Annotated in this window: 17 protein-coding genes; 15 read left to right on the plus strand and 2 right to left on the minus strand. The window is 58.9% G+C overall.

Going from position 1 to position 21,239, the window contains the following annotated elements:
- Window positions 1-240: 240 nt before the first annotated feature.
- The 4 genes from BBDE_RS04925 to rpsD all read left to right on the plus strand — a co-directional run bounded on the left by BBDE_RS04925 (window position 241) and on the right by rpsD (window position 3,544).
- Entirely contained in the window at window positions 241-639 is a 399-nt protein-coding gene (locus BBDE_RS04925) for a DUF4418 family protein (protein ID WP_003843793.1), read from the plus strand.
- A gap of 1 nt (window position 640) precedes the next feature.
- Window positions 641-1,852, plus strand: a complete 1,212-nt coding sequence (locus tag BBDE_RS04930) for an ABC transporter permease (protein ID WP_003840365.1) — start codon at window positions 641-643, stop codon at window positions 1,850-1,852.
- A 2-nt stretch (window positions 1,853-1,854) separates the two neighbouring features.
- The gene (locus BBDE_RS04935) at window positions 1,855-2,664 is read left to right on the plus strand and encodes an ABC transporter ATP-binding protein (RefSeq protein ID WP_003840363.1); all 810 of its coding nucleotides are present in this window, start codon (window positions 1,855-1,857) and stop codon (window positions 2,662-2,664) included.
- Between the two features lie 253 nt (window positions 2,665-2,917).
- Window positions 2,918-3,544 (plus strand): 30S ribosomal protein S4, encoded by a 627-nt coding sequence (rpsD, locus tag BBDE_RS04940; protein WP_003841914.1) that lies wholly within the window; start codon window positions 2,918-2,920, stop codon window positions 3,542-3,544.
- 120 nt (window positions 3,545-3,664) lie between these two features.
- Here rpsD and BBDE_RS04945 read toward each other — a convergent pair whose 3' ends face one another.
- Window positions 3,665-4,042 (minus strand): phage holin family protein, encoded by a 378-nt coding sequence (locus BBDE_RS04945; protein ID WP_012902109.1) that lies wholly within the window; start codon window positions 4,040-4,042, stop codon window positions 3,665-3,667.
- A gap of 52 nt (window positions 4,043-4,094) precedes the next feature.
- Here BBDE_RS04945 and BBDE_RS04950 point away from each other — a divergent pair, with 52 nt between their 5' ends.
- The 6 genes from BBDE_RS04950 to mltG all read left to right on the plus strand — a co-directional run bounded on the left by BBDE_RS04950 (window position 4,095) and on the right by mltG (window position 9,907).
- The gene (locus BBDE_RS04950) at window positions 4,095-4,769 is read left to right on the plus strand and encodes a histidine phosphatase family protein (RefSeq protein ID WP_003840360.1); all 675 of its coding nucleotides are present in this window, start codon (window positions 4,095-4,097) and stop codon (window positions 4,767-4,769) included.
- Window positions 4,770-4,856: 87 nt separating this feature from the next.
- Window positions 4,857-5,243 (plus strand): DUF948 domain-containing protein, encoded by a 387-nt coding sequence (locus tag BBDE_RS04955; RefSeq protein WP_003843863.1) that lies wholly within the window; start codon window positions 4,857-4,859, stop codon window positions 5,241-5,243.
- Window positions 5,243-5,479, plus strand: coding sequence for a hypothetical protein (locus tag BBDE_RS04960; RefSeq protein ID WP_003840355.1), 237 nt, complete (start codon window positions 5,243-5,245; stop codon window positions 5,477-5,479). Before BBDE_RS04955 ends, BBDE_RS04960 begins: the two co-directional genes overlap by 1 nt.
- Before the next feature lie 88 nt (window positions 5,480-5,567).
- Window positions 5,568-8,246 (plus strand): alanine--tRNA ligase, encoded by a 2,679-nt coding sequence (gene alaS / locus BBDE_RS04965; RefSeq protein ID WP_003840353.1) that lies wholly within the window; start codon window positions 5,568-5,570, stop codon window positions 8,244-8,246.
- A gap of 10 nt (window positions 8,247-8,256) precedes the next feature.
- Complete coding sequence (gene ruvX, locus BBDE_RS04970; protein WP_003840352.1) at window positions 8,257-8,733, plus strand: Holliday junction resolvase RuvX; 477 nt, start codon at window positions 8,257-8,259, stop codon at window positions 8,731-8,733.
- Window positions 8,726-9,907 carry an endolytic transglycosylase MltG gene (gene mltG, locus BBDE_RS04975; protein ID WP_003840350.1) on the plus strand — a complete coding sequence of 394 codons (1,182 nt, stop codon included), beginning with the start codon at window positions 8,726-8,728 and terminating at the stop codon, window positions 9,905-9,907. The genes ruvX and mltG overlap by 8 nt, the downstream gene beginning before the upstream one ends.
- A gap of 14 nt (window positions 9,908-9,921) precedes the next feature.
- Here the strand turns inward: mltG and BBDE_RS04980 are convergent, their stop codons facing one another.
- Entirely contained in the window at window positions 9,922-10,392 is a 471-nt protein-coding gene (locus BBDE_RS04980; RefSeq protein WP_033489693.1) for a prepilin peptidase, read from the minus strand.
- 47 nt (window positions 10,393-10,439) lie between these two features.
- Between BBDE_RS04980 and aroC the strand changes: the two genes are divergently transcribed.
- The 5 genes from aroC (at window position 10,440) to BBDE_RS05005 (ending at window position 21,090) form a co-directional block, all read left to right on the plus strand.
- Window positions 10,440-11,633, plus strand: coding sequence for a chorismate synthase (aroC, locus tag BBDE_RS04985; RefSeq protein ID WP_003840345.1), 1,194 nt, complete (start codon window positions 10,440-10,442; stop codon window positions 11,631-11,633).
- A 12-nt stretch (window positions 11,634-11,645) separates the two neighbouring features.
- Entirely contained in the window at window positions 11,646-13,265 is a 1,620-nt protein-coding gene (locus BBDE_RS04990) for a bifunctional shikimate kinase/3-dehydroquinate synthase (protein ID WP_003840344.1), read from the plus strand.
- A gap of 45 nt (window positions 13,266-13,310) precedes the next feature.
- Window positions 13,311-13,760, plus strand: coding sequence for a type II 3-dehydroquinate dehydratase (locus BBDE_RS04995; protein ID WP_003840343.1), 450 nt, complete (start codon window positions 13,311-13,313; stop codon window positions 13,758-13,760).
- Between the two features lie 470 nt (window positions 13,761-14,230).
- Window positions 14,231-19,303 (plus strand): type I pullulanase, encoded by a 5,073-nt coding sequence (gene pulA / locus BBDE_RS05000; RefSeq protein ID WP_003840341.1) that lies wholly within the window; start codon window positions 14,231-14,233, stop codon window positions 19,301-19,303.
- Window positions 19,304-19,428: 125 nt separating this feature from the next.
- Entirely contained in the window at window positions 19,429-21,090 is a 1,662-nt protein-coding gene (locus tag BBDE_RS05005; RefSeq protein ID WP_003843912.1) for a CTP synthase, read from the plus strand.
- The last annotated feature ends 149 nt before the right edge of the window (window positions 21,091-21,239 follow it).

Genomic DNA, 21,239 nt, shown 5'->3' on the forward strand with positions numbered 1-21,239 from the left:
TTTGACGGTTCAGCTATCGAAAAGCTCTGAGAGCTTTCGACAGGCGCCCTTCGCGGCGGTGCCGCTCACTTCACCTACGTGGAACCCACTGGGTTCCCCGTTTGACGGTTCAGCTATCGAAAAGCTCTGAGAGCTTTCGACAGGCGCTTTATCACTACGAACGTGAAAAGTCAAGACTTTTCTTTCATGGTCAACACTGCGATAATCGGGCGTTGCCTGATTATTTGTCGAGAGGAAATCATGAACAAGAAACTTTTCGCAGCCATTGCGCAGTTCGTCCTTGGCGTGCTGATCGCCGTCGCCCCGCGAACCTTCGCCCATGTGTGCGAGGTCACGGACATGCCGATGGCCTGCCATTACACCGCGCAGGCAGCGCTCGGCATCGGCATCGTCATCGCACTGCTCGCCATCATCGGTCTGTTTGTCGCCGAAGCGACCCGCGCCGGTCTGGACATCGCCAACGCCGTACTGGGCGTGCTGGTGATTCTGGTACCGACCGTGCTGATCGGCGTGTGCAAGGGCGCGATGATGCATTGCCACATGGTGACGCTGCCTACGCTGATCGTGCTGGGCGTACTCACCACGGTATTCTCCGTCATCGCCGCATACCTTGACCTGAAGCCGGCAAAGCATCGCTGATATGAATCATGTCACCCTTGCCGGCCTGCCTGTGACGAATCTCAGGCGCAAGCCGTTTCGGACCACGGCCCTCGTCATCGTGGTCACCATGCTCACCGTCGCCTTTTACGGAGGCTCCCTGCTGTCGATGAACCTTGAAGCGGGATTGAACAGCATGCAGGAACGTATGGGCGCCGATCTGATGGTTACCCCGCAGAATACGAAAAACGAAGCCGAGGCGTTGCTGACGAATGGCGGATCGAGTACCTTCTACTTCACCAACGACATCGAAAACGAGGTATCGAAGGCCGACGGCATCGACGAAATCACCGCACAGACCTACATTTCGTCGCTGGCCGCCGCATGTTGCGACGACAAGGTGCAGATCATCGGCTTCAACCCGCAAACCGATTTCGTCATCACCCCATGGATTGGCTCGCAATTCGACGGTGTGCTCGAAGACGGCCAAATCATCGCCGGAGCCAGCATCAACGTATCCGGAAACAACACCGTCAAGCTGTATGGGCACGAATTCCCGGTCGCCGCGCAGCTGGCGAACACGGGTACGTCACTTGACAATTCCGTATTCGTCAATATGAACACTGTCCCCGACGTCGTTTCCTATTCCGCGAAGGTCGGGCATCCCGCCATTCCGCAGGAATATGCCGACAAAGCGGTCTCCGCCATCCTGATCAAGGTCAAGGATGGCTATTCCGCACAGCAGGTCGCCTCCAACATCACCAAAGCTACGGGACTCAAAGGCCTTGGCTATGTCTATCCGGGCGGCATCACCGCAACCACCAAGAACAATCTGACGGTCATCGTGGGATATGTGACGATTTTCGTGGCCGTGTTCTGGATCATGGGGCTGATCGTACTGCTTGCGGTATTCGCCTCCGCCATGAATGAGCGCAAACGTGAATTCGCCGCGTACCGCATCATGGGGGCCACACGCTCCACATTGGTGGGCATCATCATCAGGGAATCCGTCATAATCGGCGCATTGGGCGGTGCAATCGGCGTGGCGCTCGCTTCGCTGGCGATCTTCCCCTTCAGCACGCTGATCGGCAGACAGCTGCAACTGCCTTATCTGCAATCCGGCGTGTGGAACGTAATGCTGCTGATCGCCGTGAGTTTCGTATTCGCGGTGATTACCGGTGTGATCGCATCCATCGCCACCGCGGTGAAACTGTCCGCACCGGAAACCTATCTGACGTTGAGGGAGGGGGAGTGAGCATGAACGTATTGGAGCTGCACGATCTGACCCGTGAATTCACGCGCCGTGGCAAGCCGTTCGCGGCGGTCGATCATGTGAACCTCATTCTGAGGGAAGGTGAATTCATCGCCATCGTGGGGCGTTCCGGCAACGGCAAGAGTACGCTGCTCAACCTCATTACCGGATTGCTGCGTCCTACTGACGGCACGATCACGCTTGATGGGCGGAATATCGTCGCCTTACGTGACAGACAGATGTCGGCGATACGCAACCGGGTGATCGGATTCGTGACGCAGAGTCAGACGTTGCTGCCGAATCTCACCGTAATCGATAACGTGATTCTTCCGGCGGTACTCGAGCCCGGCAATCAAGAGACCGATGGCAACGATGATGCTCAGGAGAACGATGATGCCGAGAAGATGCCTTCCGGCCAGACGCAGGTGGACGACGGTCTGCCAGATGTAATCGCGGCGGCACCGATCGCCACGGATACGGCCGTCCGTTCTTCCGACCGTCTTGTCGGGCGTGCCCGTGAGTTGCTGGAAATGCTGGAAATCGCCGATCTGGCCGACTGTTATCCGAAGGAGCTCTCCGGCGGTGAGATGCGTCGCGTCTCCATCGCACGCGCGCTGATGAATCGGCCGAAGTTGCTCATTGCCGATGAACCCACCGGTGATCTGGATGCGGCAAGCACCGCGATCGTCATGCGGCTGCTACGGGATGTCGCGAATGGCGGTACCGCTGTGTTGATGGTCACGCATGACCCGGACGCTCTGGCATATGTGGACTACGTATTCCGCATGGATAGGGGAGTGCTGAGCGAGGCATAGGGCAAGACATGCCGAATGCCAGGCTGTTCGATGCTAGTCCCGCCCCTGTGTGTATCATTGACGATTGGTGTGCGTCTTGTAGACGTATGCCGTCTGGAGTCTTAGCCCATCAGTGGGTCGGCGGCCGACCTTGTCGAAGGTTGCCGTTCGCGCTTGCCGCGAAGGAAGCACTGGAGAGGCTGGCTCAGCGCGGGTCGAGTGATCGACGCGCGTTCCGTTCAGACAACGACAGAACAAACAAAGGATTAAACCAATGACGAACGTTCAGCGTTCTCGCCGTCAGGTGCGTCTTTCCCGCGCCCTCGGCATCGCTCTGACCCCTAAGGCTCAGCGCATCTTCGAAAAGCGTCCGTATGCTCCGGGTGAGCACGGCCGCACCCGCCGCCGCACTGAATCCGATTACGCAGTGCGTCTGCGCGAGAAGCAGCGTCTTCGCGCTCAGTACGGCATTTCCGAGAAGCAGCTTCGCGCCGCTTACGAGAAGGGCACCCACACCGCCGGCCAGACCGGTAACGCCATGCTGACCGATCTCGAGACCCGTCTTGACGCCCTGGTTCTGCGTGCAGGTTTCGCTCGCACCACCGCCCAGGCCCGTCAGTTCGTGGTCCACCGTCACATTCTCGTCGACGGCAACATCGTCGACCGCCCGTCCTACCGCGTCAAGCCTGGCCAGACCATTCAGGTCAAGGCCAAGAGCCAGACCATGGTTCCGTTCCAGATTGCTGCCGAAGGCGTGCACCGCGATGTGCTGCCGGCGGTCCCGGGCTACCTGGACGTCAACCTGCCTTCCCTGAAGGCTACCCTGACTCGTAAGCCTGAAGCCGAGGAAATCCCGGTGCAGGTCAACATCCAGTACGTGGTCGAATTCTACGCCCGCTGATCTGGATTCACATACTGTAAGAACATACAGTATAAGGACATACAGCAAGAGCCTCGCCGCCGTTATGGCCGCGAGGCTCTTTGCTATCTGCGTTATCTGCGGGGATTCCGCAGGTGCTGATCAGTCCGCGAACATGCCGCCGATAATGCCGCCGACGATGGTGGATACGATCGACATGATCAGCGAACCGATGACGGACCACCAGAAGCCGTCGATGACGACGCCCACGTCGAACAGGCTCATGGCCAGCCAGGAGGCGAGCTGCATGAACAGCCAGTTGATGATCAGGGCGATCAGACCGAACGACAGAATGGAAAACGGCAACGCTATGGCATGCACGATCGGTTTGATCGAAGCATTGATCAGTGCCATGAACAGTGCGAACGCCCCGATGCCAAGAATCGGAGGGTCTCCGATGGCATGCATGCCGGGCAGCAGGGCGACCATGACCCCGGCCGCTATGGTCAAAACCAGCCAACGTGAAATGAAATGACTCATAATCCCATCGTAGTGCATGCGTTTCTCCCACTTCAGCGGGTAGCATGAAAGCATGTTGCTTCATCTCCATCTCGTCCGTCACGGACAGACGTTCTTCAATCGATACAACCGTCTGCAAGGGTGGTCGAATTCGCCACTGACGCAGTCCGGCATCGCCGATGCCGACAAGGCCGCAACCAAGTTGCGCGATTACGATTTCGCCGCCGCCTATTGTTCCGACACCACGCGCGCCCAGATAACCGCGCAGCGCATTCTCGACATGAATGAGTTGGCAGGGCATGTCCGTCCGGCGTTGATCAGCGACATGCATTTGCGCGAACAGTTCTATGGATATTTCGAGGGACAGGACATGAGCGTCGCATGGACTGCTGCCGGCGGGCCTCACGGGGCCAAGAACTACAATGACATCGTGGCGAAGTTCGGCCTTGCGGCCACCCGTGACTTTCTGAAAGAGGCCGATCCGTTCCATGACGCCGAGTCCGATGCCGAATACTGGGAACGCGTCGAGGGGGGATTTTCGCTGATCGCCGCAAATCCGTTGCTGAAGGACGGCGATCATGTGCTGCAGATTTCTCATGGCAATACCTTGCTGAGTCTGATGCATCGTTATGCGCCTGAAGGCTATGACCTCAGCGAACGACCGGCAAACGGGTCGGTCACCAGCCTTGATTTCGACACGGAACAACCAATCGATCAGGCAGTGACCGTCATTTCATATAACCAGTGAACGAATTTGCCTTCCGTCGTGGCTTTTGACTACTGTTAGGCGGGTATTGTGTTCGCGGGTCACCGTGGGACAGAAAAGAGGTACATGATGGGTGTTGGAGAAATCGCCGGTCTGATTGCGGCAATCGCGTTCGCGATTCTCGCCGGTTTCATGATCTACCCGTTGATCCGTCTGGGCAAGCTGTTCGATCAGATCGCGCAGACCGTCAAGGACACCGGAGACCATGCGATTCCGGCGCTTGACGAAAGTGTGACCACCGTACAGCAGGTCAATAAGTCACTGGAGGATGTCAACAAGATCTCCGCGGCAGCCTCGACCACGGCCAACAATGTGGGCGCCCTGACCGACCTTTATGGATCCTTCCTTGGCAAACCGGTCATTAAGATCGCTTCGGCCGTCTATGCTCTGAAGTCCACGGCACAGTCCTTCATGAACAATCGGACCGCCGACCGTGCCCAGAACAAGGGGGAGTGATGTTCAAACGTCTCTTTTGGATTTCCCTGGGTGTAGGCATCGGGGTCATGGCCGTCACCAAGGCGCAGGCCTATATCAAGGCCAATACGCCTGACGTGGCGCGCCAGTTCCTGCTCGGCCCTGATCAGGACCACGTGACCGTACGCACGCTTGAAGGATTGGTCAACGAGTTCAATGCCACGCGTCGAGCCCGCGAGGCTGAACTTAACGCCAGATATGCCGACAAGATCGACTGATCTTCGCGCTTCAATCCGTATAGGCAACATTTGTACAAGACGTTCGGAGGGCATCAGACCCTCCGGCAATAAAGGAGCTCAATCTCACATGCGCACTTCTGAAATCGCGAAGCGCTACCTTGATTATTTCCAGAAGCATGATCACCTTATCGTGCCTTCCGCGTCGCTGATCTCGCCGAATCCGACCACCCTGTTCACCATCGCAGGCATGGTCCCGTTCATCCCGTACCTCATGGGCGAGCAGACTCCGCCGAAGAACCGTATGGCCTCCAACCAGAAGTGCGTGCGTACCCTGGACATCGACGAGGTCGGCAAGACCACCCGTCACGGCACCTTCTTCCAGATGCTCGGCAACTTCTCCTTCGGTGATTACTTCAAGGAGGAGGCCATCCATTACGCATATGAGTTGCTGACCACCCCGCAGGACCAGGGCGGCTACGGCTTCGATCCGGAAAAGCTGTGGATGACCACCTTCACCGATGACGAGGAAGCCCGCTCGATGTGGAAGAACGAAGGCGTCGATCCAGAGCATATCCAGATCATGGGCATGGAAGACAACTTCTGGACCACCGGCGGCCCCGGCCCAGGTGGCCCTTGCTCCGAGATCTACGTTGACCGTGGACCTCAATACGGCGTCGAGGGCGGCCCGATCGCCGATGAAAACCGTTATATCGAGATCTGGGATCTCGTGTTCGAAAACTATGAGGTCGACAACGTCAAGTCCAAGACCGACTTGCATATCGTCGGCGAGCTCGAGAACAAGAACATCGATACCGGCGCCGGTCTGGAGCGTCTCGCCTACCTGTTGCAGGGCAAGCAGAACATCTACGAGACCGATGAGGTCTTCCCGGTCATCGAGGCCGCCCAGAAGCTGTCCGGCCGTACCTACGGCGACGATGAGGCCATGGACGTCAAGTTCCGCGTGGTCGCCGACCATGTGCGGTCCGCTCTTATGATCATGTCAGACGGTGTGCGTCCGTCCAACAACGGCCGTGGTTATGTGCTGCGCCGATTGCTGCGCCGCACCGTCAAGGCCATGCGCGCCCTCGGCGTGACCGATCCGGTGCTGCCGACCCTGTTCCCCGTCTCCAAGGAGGCCATGGTCCCGAGCTATCCGGAGCTGGAGAGCACATTCCACGAGGTATCCGAATCCGCCTACGGCGAGGAGGACGCATTCCGTCGTACCCTCGAGTCCGGCACCGAGATCTTCGACCTGGCCGTGGCCAAGGCCAAGGAATCCGGCAAGACCGTCGTTTCCGGTGATGACGCTTTCAAGCTGCACGACACCTACGGCTTCCCGATCGAGCTGACCCTTGAAATGGCCGAGGAACAGGGCGTGAAGGTCGATGAGGTCAAATTCCGCGAGCTCATGGCCGAACAGAAGGGCCGTGCCCGTGCCGATGCGTTGAAGAAGCGTCACAATGTGGATCTGTCCGTCTATGACGATTTCAAGAAAACGCTTGTCCAGCCGATTGACTTCCTGGGCTACACCGATATGTCGGCGCGCGCCCGCGTGATCGGCATCATGCAGGAAGGCAAGGGTTCCGTACCTGCCGTCACCGGTCCGGCCAACATCGAGGTCATCCTCGACCGTACTCCGTTCTATGCGGAGGCCGGTGGCCAGCTCGCCGACCAAGGTGAGATCCTTTCCGACGACGGTGCCGTGCTTGAAGTCGATGATGTGCAGAAACCAATCAAGGACCTCATCGTGCACCAGTGCCGCCTGACCGAAGGCACGCTGGTGGTGGGCGCCGAGGTCAACGCCAACATCGACCTCGACCGTCGTGGTGCCATCGCACGTTCCCACACCGCCACCCACATGGTTCATAAGGCTCTGCGCGAGGAACTCGGCCCGCAGGCCACCCAGCGTGGATCCGAGGACGCTCCGAACCGTCTGCGCTTCGATTTCCAGTGGTCCAAGGCTCCGGCAAGATCCGTGATGGACGCCGTCGAAGCCCGAGTGAACGATCGCATCCGTGATAACCTGTCCGTTACCACACAGGAAATGAAGTTCGATGACGCCATCGCCTTGGGTGCCATGCACCTGTTCGGCGAAAAGTACGGCGACGTCGTGCGTGTGGTCTCCATCGGCGAGGATGGCTGGAGCCGTGAGCTGTGCGGTGGTACGCACATCGACCACGTCGGTAAGATCGGCGCCGTCAACATCATGTCCGAAGCCTCCATCGGTTCCGGCGTACGCCGTGTGGATGCGCTGGTCGGACAGAGCGCCTACGAATTCAACGCCCGTGAGCATGCCTTGGTTTCCCAGCTTTCCGATCAGCTCAACGCCCGTCCGGATGAGCTGGCCGAACGTGTGAATACGCTGTTGGCCAAGCTTAAGGAATCCGATCGTCGCCTAGCCGCCATGTACGAAGGCCAGCTGGCCGCTTCCGTGCCGGCTCTCGTCGCCGATGCCAAGGCCTCTCAGGCTCCCGTCAAGGTGGCTTCCAAGAATGTGGGACATTTTGGCTCCTTTGATGCCCTGCGCAAGACCGTGCTCGACGTTCGAGGGCAGCTTGGCGAGGATATGCCGGTCGTCGTGGCTCTCGCCGGCGTGAACGAAGACGGTAAACCGATGGTCGCCGTGGCCACCAACGATGCCGCACGCAAGCAGGGCATCAAGGCCGGCGACCTGGTCCGTGGCGCCTCCAAGATCCTTGGCGGTGGCGGTGGCGGCAAGCCCGACTTCGCTCAGGGTGGCGGCTCCGATGCCACCAAGATCGACGCCGCGCTCGAGGCTCTGGTCGATCAGGCCATGAAGGGCTGAACCTCCGGGCATGGTATGGCTTGGAGTTGACTTGGGTGATGCCAGGGTCGGGCTTGCACTGTCCGACCCCGAGCTCACCCTTGCCCACCCCGCGGGCAATATTCAGGTTTATGGGGATTCATTCCGGGCATTGGATGAGGTCATCGACGTCATTGAGGACGAATCGGTGGATCATGTGGTGGTGGGTCTGCCGTTGCTGTTGAACGGCGAAGCAGGCAAAAGTGCCAAGAAGGCACGACGTTGGGCTGCTAATCTGGAAAAAAGAATGCAGGCGGCGGCACAGGATGAGTCGGAACCGCTCAATGTCATTCCGACAATTGAATTGGTCGATGAACGTTTGACCACGGTGACCGCGCACCAGCAACTGTTCGATGCGCAAATCGGTGGTCGCAGGCATCGTCCGATGGTTGATCAGCAGTCTGCCGTAGTGATTCTGCAGACAGCATTGGACCGCGCAGAGAGGTACAGAGGAGCGATCGATGGCTGAGCATCTGGATGATTTTTTCTCCGACAACGCACAATGGGTTGAACCTGCGCAGGAGACCTTCACCTCGGCGTTGCCTCCGGAACCGCCGAAATCTCGTCGTGACATGCGCAGACACCGTGCGAAACGCAAACACCGTCGTATCATCACATGGATTGCGGTCATCGTAGTGGTCGCCCTGATTGCGGTCGGATCGATTTTCGGCATTCGCATGCTGAAGCATTGGAAGGCGATCAACACCGCCGATGAGCAGATTCAGGTTGAGGATTATTCAGGTCCTGGAGATCAGGACGTGAGCTTTACCGTGGAATCCGGGCAGGGTGCTTCCGAAATCGCGCAGAATCTCGTCAAGGCCGACATCGTCAAATCCGTCGACGCGTTCACCAATGCCGTGTCCGCAGGCGATTTCACACTGTATCCGGGAACGTATTCGCTGAAGACGCATATGAAGGCTTCCGATGTGGCGAAGATCCTTTCCGATCAGAGTCAGGCCGGTGGTTTCGTGGAGGTGAGGGCCGGCGAACGCGTGTCCGATGTGATCACCGCCGCCGCACAGGCTTCCGGCAAGGATGTTTCGGAATTCCAGAGCGTCATCGACGGTGGTGGCGATGGCATTCTGCCGAGTGAGGCGGGCGGCAAATTCGAAGGCTGGTTCGAACCGGGAACCTATGATGCCCAGAACAAATCGGCCGAAGACATCATCAAGGCCATGGTGGAGGCGCGCATAGCCAAACTCGACAAGCTTGGCGTGCCCACGGGAAGCGACCGTGAGCGCATCCTGATCATCGCGTCCATCGCCGAATCCGAGGTCGGCAGCGAGCAATACTACGGGAAGGTCGCACGGGTGATTCTCAACCGCATCGATGCGGGCATGCCCTTGGGCATGGATACCACCGTCGCCTATGGTCTGGGTATTTCCGCCAGCCAGCTGACGGACGACCAGCTGAACGATTCCAGTAATCCGTACAACACACGAATCAACAAGGGACTGCCGCCGACTCCGATCAGCAATCCGGGAGACGGTGCCATCACCGCGGCCATGGACCCACCGGAAGGTAAATGGCTGTATTTCGTGACCACCAATCTGAAGACCGGTGAAACGAAGTTCGTCGAAACCGAAGACGAGTTCTGGAAGATTCGCGACGAATACAAGAACAACAACGAAAACGCCAATTAGTCGCGGTTCAGGTGCTACAGCAGGGAGCAGATCGCGATACTGATCGCCCCGGCTACCACGATTGCCGGGGCGAACGGCGTTCTGCCGGCATATTGCGTATGCCTCTGCGGGTCGAAACGGGTCCAGAAGGCGATCCACAGCAGGCCGATGACGGCGATGAACAGCCACCACAGCACCATGGCGTACAGGCCGAACATGCCTACGCCCAATCCCATGACCGACGTGACGGTCACATCACCGAAGCCGAGTGCCCCCGGTCTGATCAGGGCGAGTGCGCACTGCAGGACGGCGGCGAGCACGGCGAAGAGGAGGGATTGCAGTGCGAGGAACAGCGCATTGACGGATAGCGCGTAGATGATGTTCACGATGATCTGCGCCATGCAGCCCACGGCAATCCATGCGCGGGGAACACGGCGCACGCGAACGTCCTCGACGCTGACGGCCAGTCCACAAAGCAGACTCGGCAGGCAAATCATGTACCACATACCGTTAAGATAGTCCACTAGTTGCATTCGGTAGAAAAGGAGAGGGCATGTTGCGCTGGCAGACAGCAGGCGAATCGCACGGCGAGGCACTTGTCGCCATGATCGAAGGGCTGCCTGCGGGCATCCACATCACCACGGAGGATATCGTCGGCGCATTGGCGCGCCGTCGTCTCGGCTATGGCCGTGGTGCACGTATGAAGTTCGAACAGGACAAGGTGCGCATGCTTACCGGCGTACGTTTTGGCGAGACCATCGGCTCCCCGGTGGCCATCGAAATCGCCAATACGGAATGGCCGAAGTGGACGGAAGTGATGAGTGCGGATCCGCTTGACCACGACATTCCTCGCGAGGGACGCAATGCGCCGCTGTCCCGTCCACGCCCGGGCCATGCCGATCTGACCGGCATGCGCAAGTACGGCTTTGATGACGCGAGACCGGTGCTGGAACGTTCCAGCGCACGTGAAACCGCTTCTCGTGTGGCTTTGGGAGAAGTGGCCAAACAGTTCCTCGAGCAGACGTTCGGTATCCGTACGGTCTCCCACGTGCTATCCATCGGCGGTGCGGGCATTACCGACCCTGCCGAGGCGGTGTTGCCCAAGCCGGAAGATCTCGAGGCTTTGGACGCCTCGCCGGTGCGTACGCTTGACAAGACGGCCGAGGAACGAATGATCGCCCGCATCGACGAGGCCAAAGACAATGCCGATACCTTGGGCGGGGTGATTGAAGTCGTGGTGTACGGCGTTCCCGCAGGCGTCGGCACCTATGTGGAGTCCGATCGCCGCTTGGATGCGGCTCTTGCCAGCGCGGTCATGGGAATCCAGGCCATCAAGGGCGTGGAAATCGGCGATGGTTTCCTTGAGGCCATGCGGCCGGGTTCCGAAGCCCATGATGAGATGGTGGTCGGTGAAGACGGGCGCATTGCACGCCTGAGTAACCGGGCAGGCGGTATTGAAGGCGGCATGTCGAACGGTCAGCCGATCGTGGTGCGTGCCGCGATGAAGCCGATTCCGTCCATTCCGAAGGCGTTGAGGACCGTTGACGTGACCACCGGCGAAGCCGCGCAGGCCATCAACCAGCGTTCTGACAACACCGCGGTGCCGGCGGCAGCGGTCGTGGCCGAAGCGATGGTGAGGCTCACCATCGCCGCATATGTGCTGGAGAAGTTCGGCGGCGACAACGTAGCCGAAACCAGGCGTAACGCCGAGAACTATCTGGCCTCTTGGCCGGAACACATGAGGTGATGCGTCGTGACGATGCATAGGCCCGTTGCCGTGATCATCGGCATGATGGGGGCGGGAAAGACCCGCGTCGGCAGAGAAGTCGCGCAGATGATGAATCTGCCGTTCCTGGATGCCGACAGCGAGATCGAACATGACGCCGGCATGAGGATTCCGGAATATTTCGAACGCTATGGCGAACCGGCGTTCCGTGATCTTGAAAGCGATGTCGTACTTGACATCCTTGAGGATTTCGACGGTATCTTCTCGCTGGGTGGGGGTGCGCCGATGACCATATCCATCCAGAAGGGGCTTACCGACTACATCGCGGACGGAGGCAAGGTCGTCTATCTGATGGCCGACCCCAAGGAAGCCATGGAGCGAGCCAATCGTGGCGGTGGCCGACCGATGCTGAACGGCGATGCCAACGAGCGTTGGAAGAAGCTGTACCGTGATCGTGATCCGGTATTCAGGCAGGTCGCGAACGTGCATGTGCGCACGCATGGTCAAACGCCGCAGGCCGCGGCGAGAAAGCTGATGGATATGATCGCTCAACGAACCGTACATGTCACCGGTGCCACGATCGAGCCTTACGACGTGAGCATCGGCGAAGGTGCGATGAACCAGCTTGCGCAGGTATTGGGGGACAAGCCCTCCAAAGTGGCGCTTATCCACACCCAGCCGGTGCAGCGTCATTCCGACCGGGCACGCACCTTGTTGCGCCAGGGCGGATACGAAGTGTATGACATCGTGATTCCCGACGCCGAAGCCGGCAAGACCATCGACGTGGCCAACGGCATCTGGCAGCGTCTGGGAGACGAGGGATTCACCCGTTCCGATGCAATCGTCGGTCTGGGAGGTGGTGCGGCCACCGATCTGGCCGGTTTCGTAGCCGCCACATGGATGCGTGGCATCCGCTACGTGAACTGTCCGACATCCTTGCTGGCCATGGTGGATGCCTCCACTGGCGGCAAGACGGGTATCAACACGCCACAGGGCAAGAATCTGGTCGGTTCGTTCTACACGCCGGCCGGCGTGCTCGCCGATATGAAAACGCTTGTCTCCCTGCCCAATGACATCTTCATCGAAGGTCTGGGCGAGGTTGCGAAGTCCGGTTTCATCAAGGACCCTGAGATTCTGAGGATTCTCGAAGATCATGCCGATGAGCTGCGTTCCTTTGACGGCGCTACCTTCCTTGATTCCAATTTGAAGGAAGTCGTCGCCGAGCTGATCGAACGCACCGTGACCGTGAAGGCCTATCATGTATCCGCCGACCTCAAGGAGGCGGGATTGCGTGAATTCCTGAATTACGGACACACGCTCGGCCATGCCATCGAGAAGCTCGAACATTTCCGCTGGAGGCACGGCAACGCCGTCGCAATCGGTTGCATCTATGCCGCCGAACTGTCACATCTGCTGGGCTACATCGATCGGGATCTGGTGGACTATCATCGTTCACTGCTTGGCTCGCTGGGCCTGCCGACCTCGTGGAACAACGGAACGTGGGATGATGTGCTCGCCCTCATGCACCGTGATAAGAAGGCCCGCGGCAACAAGCTGCGTTTCGTGGTTCTCGACGGCATCGGCCATCCGATTCATCTTGAGGATCCGCCGGCGGATGCCGTCGAAGAGGCATTCCGCCGCATTCAGCACTGACATGGCCGGCGGAAAGCGGCAGACAAGAATCGTAAGGAAGTGATCATGACCAAAGTAGTGGTTGTCAACGGACCGAACCTCGGTCGCCTCGGTGTACGCCAGCCAGACGTGTATGGCAGGCAGGATCTTGAGACTCTGCGCACACTGTGCACCGAATGGGGCAAGGAATTCGGTCTTGACGTGGAAGTGCGCCAGAGCGATGACGAGGCCGAGATGATCGGTTGGATGCATCAGGCGGTTGACGAGAAAACGCCGATCGTCATGAACCCGGCCGCCTTCACGCACTACTCCTACGGCTTGTCCGACGCCGCCCATATGGTGATTGATGAAGGCCTGCCACTGATGGAAGTGCACATCTCCAACCCGTCCGCACGAGACGAGTTCCGTAAGCGCTCCGTGATTTCGCCGGTCGCCACCGGTACCATCACCGGTATGGGATTCTACGGTTACAAGCTTGCCCTCGACGCCGTGGCCCATCTGCTTGAAGACAGGTAGAATCGCCTGGTTGCACATGATGTCGCAGTCGGATGCCGGAGGAAACGGCATCCGACTTTCATTATGCCGTCACGGCTTTCCGAAGTTCCGATACGTCTCGGACAATGAGTACGAAACCGGATGGCAGAATGTCGAGAATTGCGTCAGTTCATGAAAAATAATCGTGTTTGCAGCAATACGGCAAGAATATATTGCCATGATTGCATACACGAGGGGAAGTGCTTGTGACGGATTGCATACGGGCGATTCGAAGTTTGGCTTACGGCACAAGGGGTCACGCTGTTTCATTGCCTTACGCAGCTTTTCCGGTACTATAAAGCGCAACTTAAGGTGCAAACGTATGCACATTCATCGCAGAGTGTGTCTTGGGTTGCTCGCTACCGGCGAGTGCAAATGACGCATACGTTGTCAGACGATGGGGTTCTGTTGAGGAACTCGTTCGCTGATCTCGATGATGAGAACGGAGAGTTATGGCCGTCCAGAATCGACCGATTGGCCGGGTGGTGGCGATTGGCGTCGCCGTGGCCATGTCGTGTGCCGCGCTTGTGGTGCCGACAATGGCCCAGGCCCAGTCTGAAGCGCGGACGAGCGCGAAGAAGGATGTGCAGGTCATCGCCTTCCAGCAAAGCTGGAACACGATTGCCAAGGAATGCACCGACACCTATGGACCTGAAGGCGTGGCATATGTGGAAGTGTCGCCGCCGCAGGAATCCATTCAAGGCACACAGTGGTGGACGAGTTACCAGCCGGTGAGCTACAGACTTGATTCCAAACTCGGCACCGAGGCCGAATTCAAGAACATGATCAAGCAGTGCAACGCCGCCGGCGTAGACATCATCGCCGATGTCGTAATCAATCAGACCACCGGTTCCGACGTCGCAGCCGGAGAACAGAAGGGCGTGGCCGGCAGTGATTACAACGGCTCCACCGGATCCTATCCGGGCTTCGCCACCAAGCGGTATCCGGACGGCATCACCGCCTCCGACTTCCATAGCTGCACCAAGAACATTTCCGACTACGGCAACCAGTGGGAAGTTCAGGAATGCCGCCTGAGCTCCATGTGGGATTTCGACTCCGAAAGCGAGAAGGTGCAGGACATCCAGTCCGATTACCTGGTATCGCTGTGGAATGCCGGCGTGCGCGCGTTCCGGATGGATGCCGTCAAGCACATCAATACCAGCAGCATGAAGGCGATCAAGGAGAAGTTCGCGCAGAAGATCGGCAAGAATGCGGATGACATCTATTGGATTCAGGAAGTCATCGGCAACTCCTCAGAAGCCGCGGGCATTCAGCCAAGCAATTATGTGCAGAACGGCACCGTAACCGAATTCGGCTTCAAGTCCGAGATGAATCAGGCTTTCAAAGACAAGATCGCCAATCTCAAAGGACTGGATGAACGGCTGAGCAAGGATCTTTCCTCCGAAGACGCCAACGTGTTCGTCACCAACTGGGACACCGCACGCAACGAAGGCGCACTGACCTATAAGGACGGTGCCAAGTACCAGCTGGCCAACGCCTTCATGCTGGCCTACGATTACGGCACCCCACGTCTGATCTCCGATTACAAGTGGAGTAACGGCGACGACGGTGCGCCCGGAGCGACCGCAACCTCCGTACCGGACGTGGACATGGACAAGGTCTGCTCCACCAATGATTCCGACTGGAACTGCGAGCAACGCTGGACCTCCACCCGCGGCATGATCGCCCTGCGCAACTACGTCAACGGCACCGAAGTGACCGACTGGCAGGACGACGGTGGGGACAACATCGCCTTCTCCCGTGGCAACAAGGGCTTCATCGCCATCAACAACGGCAAGAACGACAAGGACGCGTCATACGCGACATCCCTCGCGGACGGCGAATACTGCAACGTGTACGCCACCATGGATTGCTCCAAGACCGTGACCGTCAAGGGCGGCAAGGTGGAGGCTACCGTACCGGCGCATTCCGCCATTGCGTTGTATGCCGGATCCACCAAGGACTCGCACCCGGCCTCCTCCGCGACCACCGATCCGTCCGATCCCGACGTGAGCCAGGAGGAAGATGACGCACTGCCCGATGACAGGAGCGTCACCATCTACTACAAGCCCGCCGACTCCAGCTGGAAGACCCCGAAGGTCCACTACGGTCTCGGCGACGAATGGAACCAACCGGACGCCGATATGATCCTTGATGCGCAAGGCTATTACACCGCCACCATCAGCACCAAAGGCAAGAAGATCGACTTCGTGTTCCACGACGCGGATACCGACCAGTGGGAGAACCCGAAGGGCGGAGGCAATTACTCCGCCAACGCGGGCATCACCTATGTGGGCGTGGCCGACCAGACCTCGACCGTGGGCAACCCCGAATCCATCGGCGGGCAGACACGTCTCGTCGTGCACTACAAGCCCTCCGGAGACTCGGACAATCGCGGCGTGTACGTGTGGGGCACCGATGCGAACGGTGCCGGCATGAGCGCCGAACACCACGCATTCACCGGCACCGATTGCTGGGGCAAGGTCGCCGTGCTCACCTTCGACGGCAAGTATGACAAGTTCGGCTTCATCATCACCACCAGCGAGTGGAACAAGTATGGTGCCGACCGCAGTGCCACGGTAAACGCCGATGGCACCGCCGAGGTGTGGATCGATGGCACCAAGTACCAGGATCAGGGCGAATCAACCACCATCGAGACCCTGGATTCGGCACCATCGGACTATGCGTGCAAGGCCAACGCCGTCACGGTAAAGGTCCACTACAACCGCGACGACGGCCTGTACTACAACGCCGAAGACACCAGCGTCACCGTTCCGCAGTGGGACATCTGGACCTGGGCCTCCAATTGGAACGGCGGGGCCGCCACCTTCGCCTCTCATGACGATTGGGGAGAGGTAGCGGAATATTCCTTCACCAACTACACCTACTACAACAACGACGGCGTTTCCGATATCGGCATGCTACGCCGTTACGGCAAGGACGCGTGGAAGGCCAAGGATCCGGATGATTCCGATCATAAGATCCCCTCCGACGCACTCGTGTTCGATGCCGACGGCAATGCCTCCGCCGAGGTGTGGCTGATGAGTGGCGACGCTACGGTGTACTCCTCACGCCCATCCCTTGGGGCTTCCGTGAAGTCCGCCGAGATTTCCGACACTAACCAGTTGTCCGCCAAACTTTCCAAGAAGGTCTCCGCGGACGACTTGGACGGCAAGATCTCCGTCACGGACGCCGGCGGCAAGAGCGTCAAGATCAAGAACGTCAAAACCGACGGCAACAAGGTGATCGTCACCACCGACAAGGATCTTGACGTTCGTGGCAGGTACACGGTCGAAGTCAAGGACTTCGGTTCTCAGGACGCCATCGCCGGCGCGGTGGTCCGTACGGATGCCTTCGACAAGAAGTACGCCTACAGCGGCGATGACCTGGGCGCGACGTTCCAGAAGAACCAGACCGGTTTCAAGGTGTGGGCTCCGACCGCCACCAACGTCAAGCTCGTTACCTACAGGTCCGCCGATCCGAATGCCGAAGTCGACAAGACCATCGACATGACGGGCGAAGACAAGGGCGTGTGGAGTGCCACCGTGAAGAAGCTGGCCTCCGGCACGGCCTACGCCTACCAGCTCACCTTTGCGGACGGCACGGTGAACGTCTCCGCCGATCCGTACGCCACCGCCGCGGTGGCCAACGGCGAGCGTTCCGTCGTGCTTTCCCAGAAGGACATGGGTTCCGCAGGCGATCGCATGCCGGCCTTCGGCAAGACCACCGACGCCACCATCGCCGAGATGAACATCCGTGACTTCTCAATCAGTCCGGACTCCGGCATCGCCGCCGACAGGCAGGGCAAGTACCTCGGTGTCGTGCAATCCGGCACGAAGACCGCCAAGGGTGCGACTTCCGGCCTGGACTATCTGAAGTCCCTGGGCGTCAGTCACGTGCAGATCATGCCGATGTACGACTACGGTTCCGTCAACGAGACCGGTGACCTGAGCTACAACGCCGCCGGCGCACAGAACTGGGGCTACGATCCGGAGAATTACAATGTGCCGGAAGGTTCGTATTCCTCCGATCCAAGCAATCCGAGCACACGTGTCGCCGAAATGAAGCAGATGGTCAAGGAACTGCACAAGAACGACATTCGCGTGATCATGGATGTGGTCTACAACCATGTCTATAACGCGGCCAGCCACTCGTTCAACAAGACGGTTCCGGGCTACTACTTCCGGTACGATGCCAACGGTGCGCTCGTCAACAATTCCGGTTGCGGCAACGATACCGCCTCCGAACGCAAGATGATGCGCAAGTACATCGTCGATTCGGTGACCTACTGGGCCAAGAACTACAACGTAGACGGCTTCCGATTCGATCTCATGGGTCTGATCGACCTTGAGACGATGAAGGAGGTCCGTGCCGCGCTCGACAAGATCGATCCATCCATCATCATCCTCGGTGAAGGCTGGGATATGAACACCACGATGGATAAGAGCAGGATGACCATCCAACCGAACGCCTATGAAGTGGCCTCCGATGGCAAGAACAACGGTATCGCCTTCTTCAACGATTCCATTCGCGATGGGATCAAGGGTTCCGTATTCTCCGACACCGACACGGGCTTCGTCTCCGGCAAGGCTGGACAGGAGGGGCTCATCGCGCACAATGCGCTCGGATGCCGGTATGATGCGGATGCGGATACGACCTGTTGGAACGGCAATGCACAGGATCATTACGCGGATGCCGGTCAGGTGGTCAACTACGCCGAAATCCATGACAACATGACCCTGTATGACAAGCTGCGCGCCTCGGTCCCGACGGATGACGATGCCACCACCGTGGCCCGTGCCAAGCTCGCCGATTCCATCGTGTACCTGTCGGAAGGCATCCCGGCCATCCAGCTCGGTCAGGAATTTCTGCGCACCAAAGGCGGCAACGGCAACAGCTACAACACCGGTGACGCCATGAATGCCATCGATTGGGACCGTACCACGCAGTATGCCGACTCCGTCGACTACGTCAAGGGTCTGATCAAACTGCGCAAGCAGATCAAGGCGCTACGGCTGACCGACTACGATGATATCGGCAAGGATGTCAAACTGATCAAGTCCGCCGACGGCGTGGTGGCCTATCGGGTCAAGGACGAGAGCGGCACGTACGTGGTGATCTTCAACGCCAATGCCGATGCCGCCAAGATCGAAGGCCTTGATTCCGGCTCCTACAAAACGCTGATCGCCGATGGCAAGGTGAATGCCGATGCCGCCACCGTGACCGTGGACAAGGACGGTTCGTATGCCGCCGGCGCGTTGTCTGCCACCGTGTTGCAGCTTGACACGGCGAAGAAGGACGGCGGCAAGGCCGACAATGGCAAGACTGACAATGGCAAGACCGTCCCGGTCAAGCCATCCGCCAACAAGCCGTCTTCCAACGACGCGAAGGGCGCATCGGCCGCATCGGCCGGAGTCGCCGCGACCGGCACCGACATATCCGGCATCATGCTGGTGGCGGTGTTGCTGGCCATCGTTTCCGGAACCGTGCTGATCGTGAGAAGCGGAAAGGAGAACAGCCTATAGCCAATATGATCGTTTGAACGTTGTTCCACTCCTGCAGGGTGGGGTCGTCGTAATGGAAGGCGACCCCACCTTTCCCATATGGTCGAAACACGCCGCGTCATGCGTCGATGATAGGCTGGAGTTCCATGGTTAGAAGACAACATGGCAATTCTCAAGAGCACGTTACCAAGCATATTTTCGTCACCGGTGGCGTGGTTTCCTCTCTCGGCAAAGGCCTGACCGCCTCCTCCCTCGGCCGCCTGCTCCGTAGCCGTGGCATCAAGGTTTTGCAGCAGAAGCTCGATCCGTACATCAACGTGGATCCGGGCACGATGAATCCGTTCCAGCATGGTGAGGTCTACGTCACCGAAGATGGTGCCGAAACCGATCTCGACATCGGTCACTACGAGCGCTTCCTCGACGTATACCTAAGCCAGAAGGCCAATGTCACCACCGGTCAGATCTATCAGGAGGTGCTGCGCAAGGAACGTGCCGGCGAGTATCTCGGCCAGTGCGTGCAGGTCATTCCGCACATCACCAATGAAATCAAGTCCCGCATGCGTGCCCAGGCCTCCGATGACGTCGACGTGATCATCACCGAGATCGGCGGCACCGTCGGCGATATCGAATCGCAGCCGTTCCTCGAGGCCGCACGCGAAGTGCGTCGCGACCTGGGTGCCGACAACTGCATGTTCGTGCACGTCTCCCTCGTGCCGTACATTGCGGCCGCCCACGAACTCAAGACCAAACCGACCCAGCATTCCGTGATGATGCTGCGCCAGCTCGGCATCTCCCCGGATGCCCTGGTGCTGCGCTCCGACCGCCCGCTCAACCAGTCCATCAAGGACAAGATCTCCCTGATGTGCGACGTGGATTCCGAAGGCGTGGTCAACTGCGTGGATGCCCCGAGCATCTACGACGTGCCGAAGACCCTGTTCGACGAGGGGCTCGACGCTTATGTCGTGCGTGAGCTCGGTCTGCCGTTCCACGATGTCGACTGGGATGAGTGGGAGGATCTGCTCGAGCGCGTGCACCATCCGAAGCATGAGGTCAACGTGGCCATCGTCGGCAAGTACATCGACCTGCCGGACGCCTACCTGTCCGTCACCGAGGCCATCAAGGCCGGCGGTTTCGCCAACTGGGCCAAGGTCAACGTCAAGTGGGTGGCCGCCGACAAATGTGCCACCGAGGAAGGTGCGGCAGCCGCACTCGACCAGGTCGACGGCATCGTGATTCCCGGCGGTTTCGGCATCCGTGGCATCGACGGCAAGATCGGTGCACTGCGTTATGCCCGTGAAAACGGGCTGCCTGCCCTTGGTCTGTGCCTCGGCCTGCAGTCCATGGTCATCGAATACGCCCGTGACGTACTCGGCATCGAGGATGCGAATTCTTCCGAATTCGAGCCGGACTGCGCAAATCCGGTCATCGCCACCATGGAGGAGCAGAAGGATATCGTCGCCGGTAACGGCGACATGGGTCACACCATGCGTCTGGGTTCCTATCCGGCCGAGCTGGAGGAAGGCTCCATCGTTGCCGAACTGTACGGCACCACGCATGTCACCGAGCGTCATCGTCATCGTTACGAAGTGAACGTGGCCTACAAGGACCGTCTACGCGAAGCCGGACTGCGTATTTCAGGCCAAAGCCCCGACGGTGAGCTCACCGAATTCGTGGAACTGCCTCGTGAGGTGCATCCGTTCTTCGTGGCCACTCAGGCCCATCCGGAGTTCAAGTCCCGCCCGACCAAGCCGCATCCGCTGTTCGCGGGTTTGGTCAAGGCCGCACTTGACCACCAGCAGGCACGCTAAGTGAAGGCATTCGGGGGAGTCGATAAATCGGCTCCCCGTTTTGTTATATACATCACGTTGGTCGGAAGCCGAATTTCGAATGGGTCACTGGTATTTAGCCATGCATTCTGTTAGGTTGTCATAGGTACTAATCAGTGAATGGAGGCAGC

Origin of the sequence: Bifidobacterium dentium JCM 1195 = DSM 20436 (assembly GCF_001042595.1) — a bacterium.
In the GTDB taxonomy this organism is placed as follows: Bacteria; Actinomycetota; Actinomycetes; order Actinomycetales; family Bifidobacteriaceae; genus Bifidobacterium; species Bifidobacterium dentium.

Excerpts from the sequence above, each read along its gene's own strand:
- BBDE_RS05005 (WP_003843912.1), top strand. The coding sequence starts at position 19,429 with ATGGTTAGAAGACAACATGGCAATTCTCAAGAGCACGTTACCAAGCAT.
- BBDE_RS04945 (WP_012902109.1), bottom strand. The coding sequence starts at position 4,042 with ATGAGTCATTTCATTTCACGTTGGCTGGTTTTGACCATAGCGGCCGGG.
- BBDE_RS04925 (WP_003843793.1), top strand. The coding sequence starts at position 241 with ATGAACAAGAAACTTTTCGCAGCCATTGCGCAGTTCGTCCTTGGCGTG.
- BBDE_RS04935 (WP_003840363.1), top strand. The coding sequence starts at position 1,855 with ATGAACGTATTGGAGCTGCACGATCTGACCCGTGAATTCACGCGCCGT.
- rpsD (WP_003841914.1), top strand. The coding sequence starts at position 2,918 with ATGACGAACGTTCAGCGTTCTCGCCGTCAGGTGCGTCTTTCCCGCGCC.
- pulA (WP_003840341.1), top strand. The coding sequence starts at position 14,231 with ATGGCCGTCCAGAATCGACCGATTGGCCGGGTGGTGGCGATTGGCGTC.
- BBDE_RS04980 (WP_033489693.1), bottom strand. The coding sequence starts at position 10,392 with ATGTGGTACATGATTTGCCTGCCGAGTCTGCTTTGTGGACTGGCCGTC.
- BBDE_RS04960 (WP_003840355.1), top strand. The coding sequence starts at position 5,243 with ATGTTCAAACGTCTCTTTTGGATTTCCCTGGGTGTAGGCATCGGGGTC.
- BBDE_RS04955 (WP_003843863.1), top strand. The coding sequence starts at position 4,857 with ATGGGTGTTGGAGAAATCGCCGGTCTGATTGCGGCAATCGCGTTCGCG.
- BBDE_RS04950 (WP_003840360.1), top strand. The coding sequence starts at position 4,095 with ATGTTGCTTCATCTCCATCTCGTCCGTCACGGACAGACGTTCTTCAAT.
- aroC (WP_003840345.1), top strand. The coding sequence starts at position 10,440 with ATGTTGCGCTGGCAGACAGCAGGCGAATCGCACGGCGAGGCACTTGTC.
- BBDE_RS04995 (WP_003840343.1), top strand. The coding sequence starts at position 13,311 with ATGACCAAAGTAGTGGTTGTCAACGGACCGAACCTCGGTCGCCTCGGT.
- BBDE_RS04930 (WP_003840365.1), top strand. The coding sequence starts at position 641 with ATGAATCATGTCACCCTTGCCGGCCTGCCTGTGACGAATCTCAGGCGC.
- ruvX (WP_003840352.1), top strand. The coding sequence starts at position 8,257 with ATGGTATGGCTTGGAGTTGACTTGGGTGATGCCAGGGTCGGGCTTGCA.
- mltG (WP_003840350.1), top strand. The coding sequence starts at position 8,726 with ATGGCTGAGCATCTGGATGATTTTTTCTCCGACAACGCACAATGGGTT.
- BBDE_RS04990 (WP_003840344.1), top strand. The coding sequence starts at position 11,646 with ATGCATAGGCCCGTTGCCGTGATCATCGGCATGATGGGGGCGGGAAAG.
- alaS (WP_003840353.1), top strand. The coding sequence starts at position 5,568 with ATGCGCACTTCTGAAATCGCGAAGCGCTACCTTGATTATTTCCAGAAG.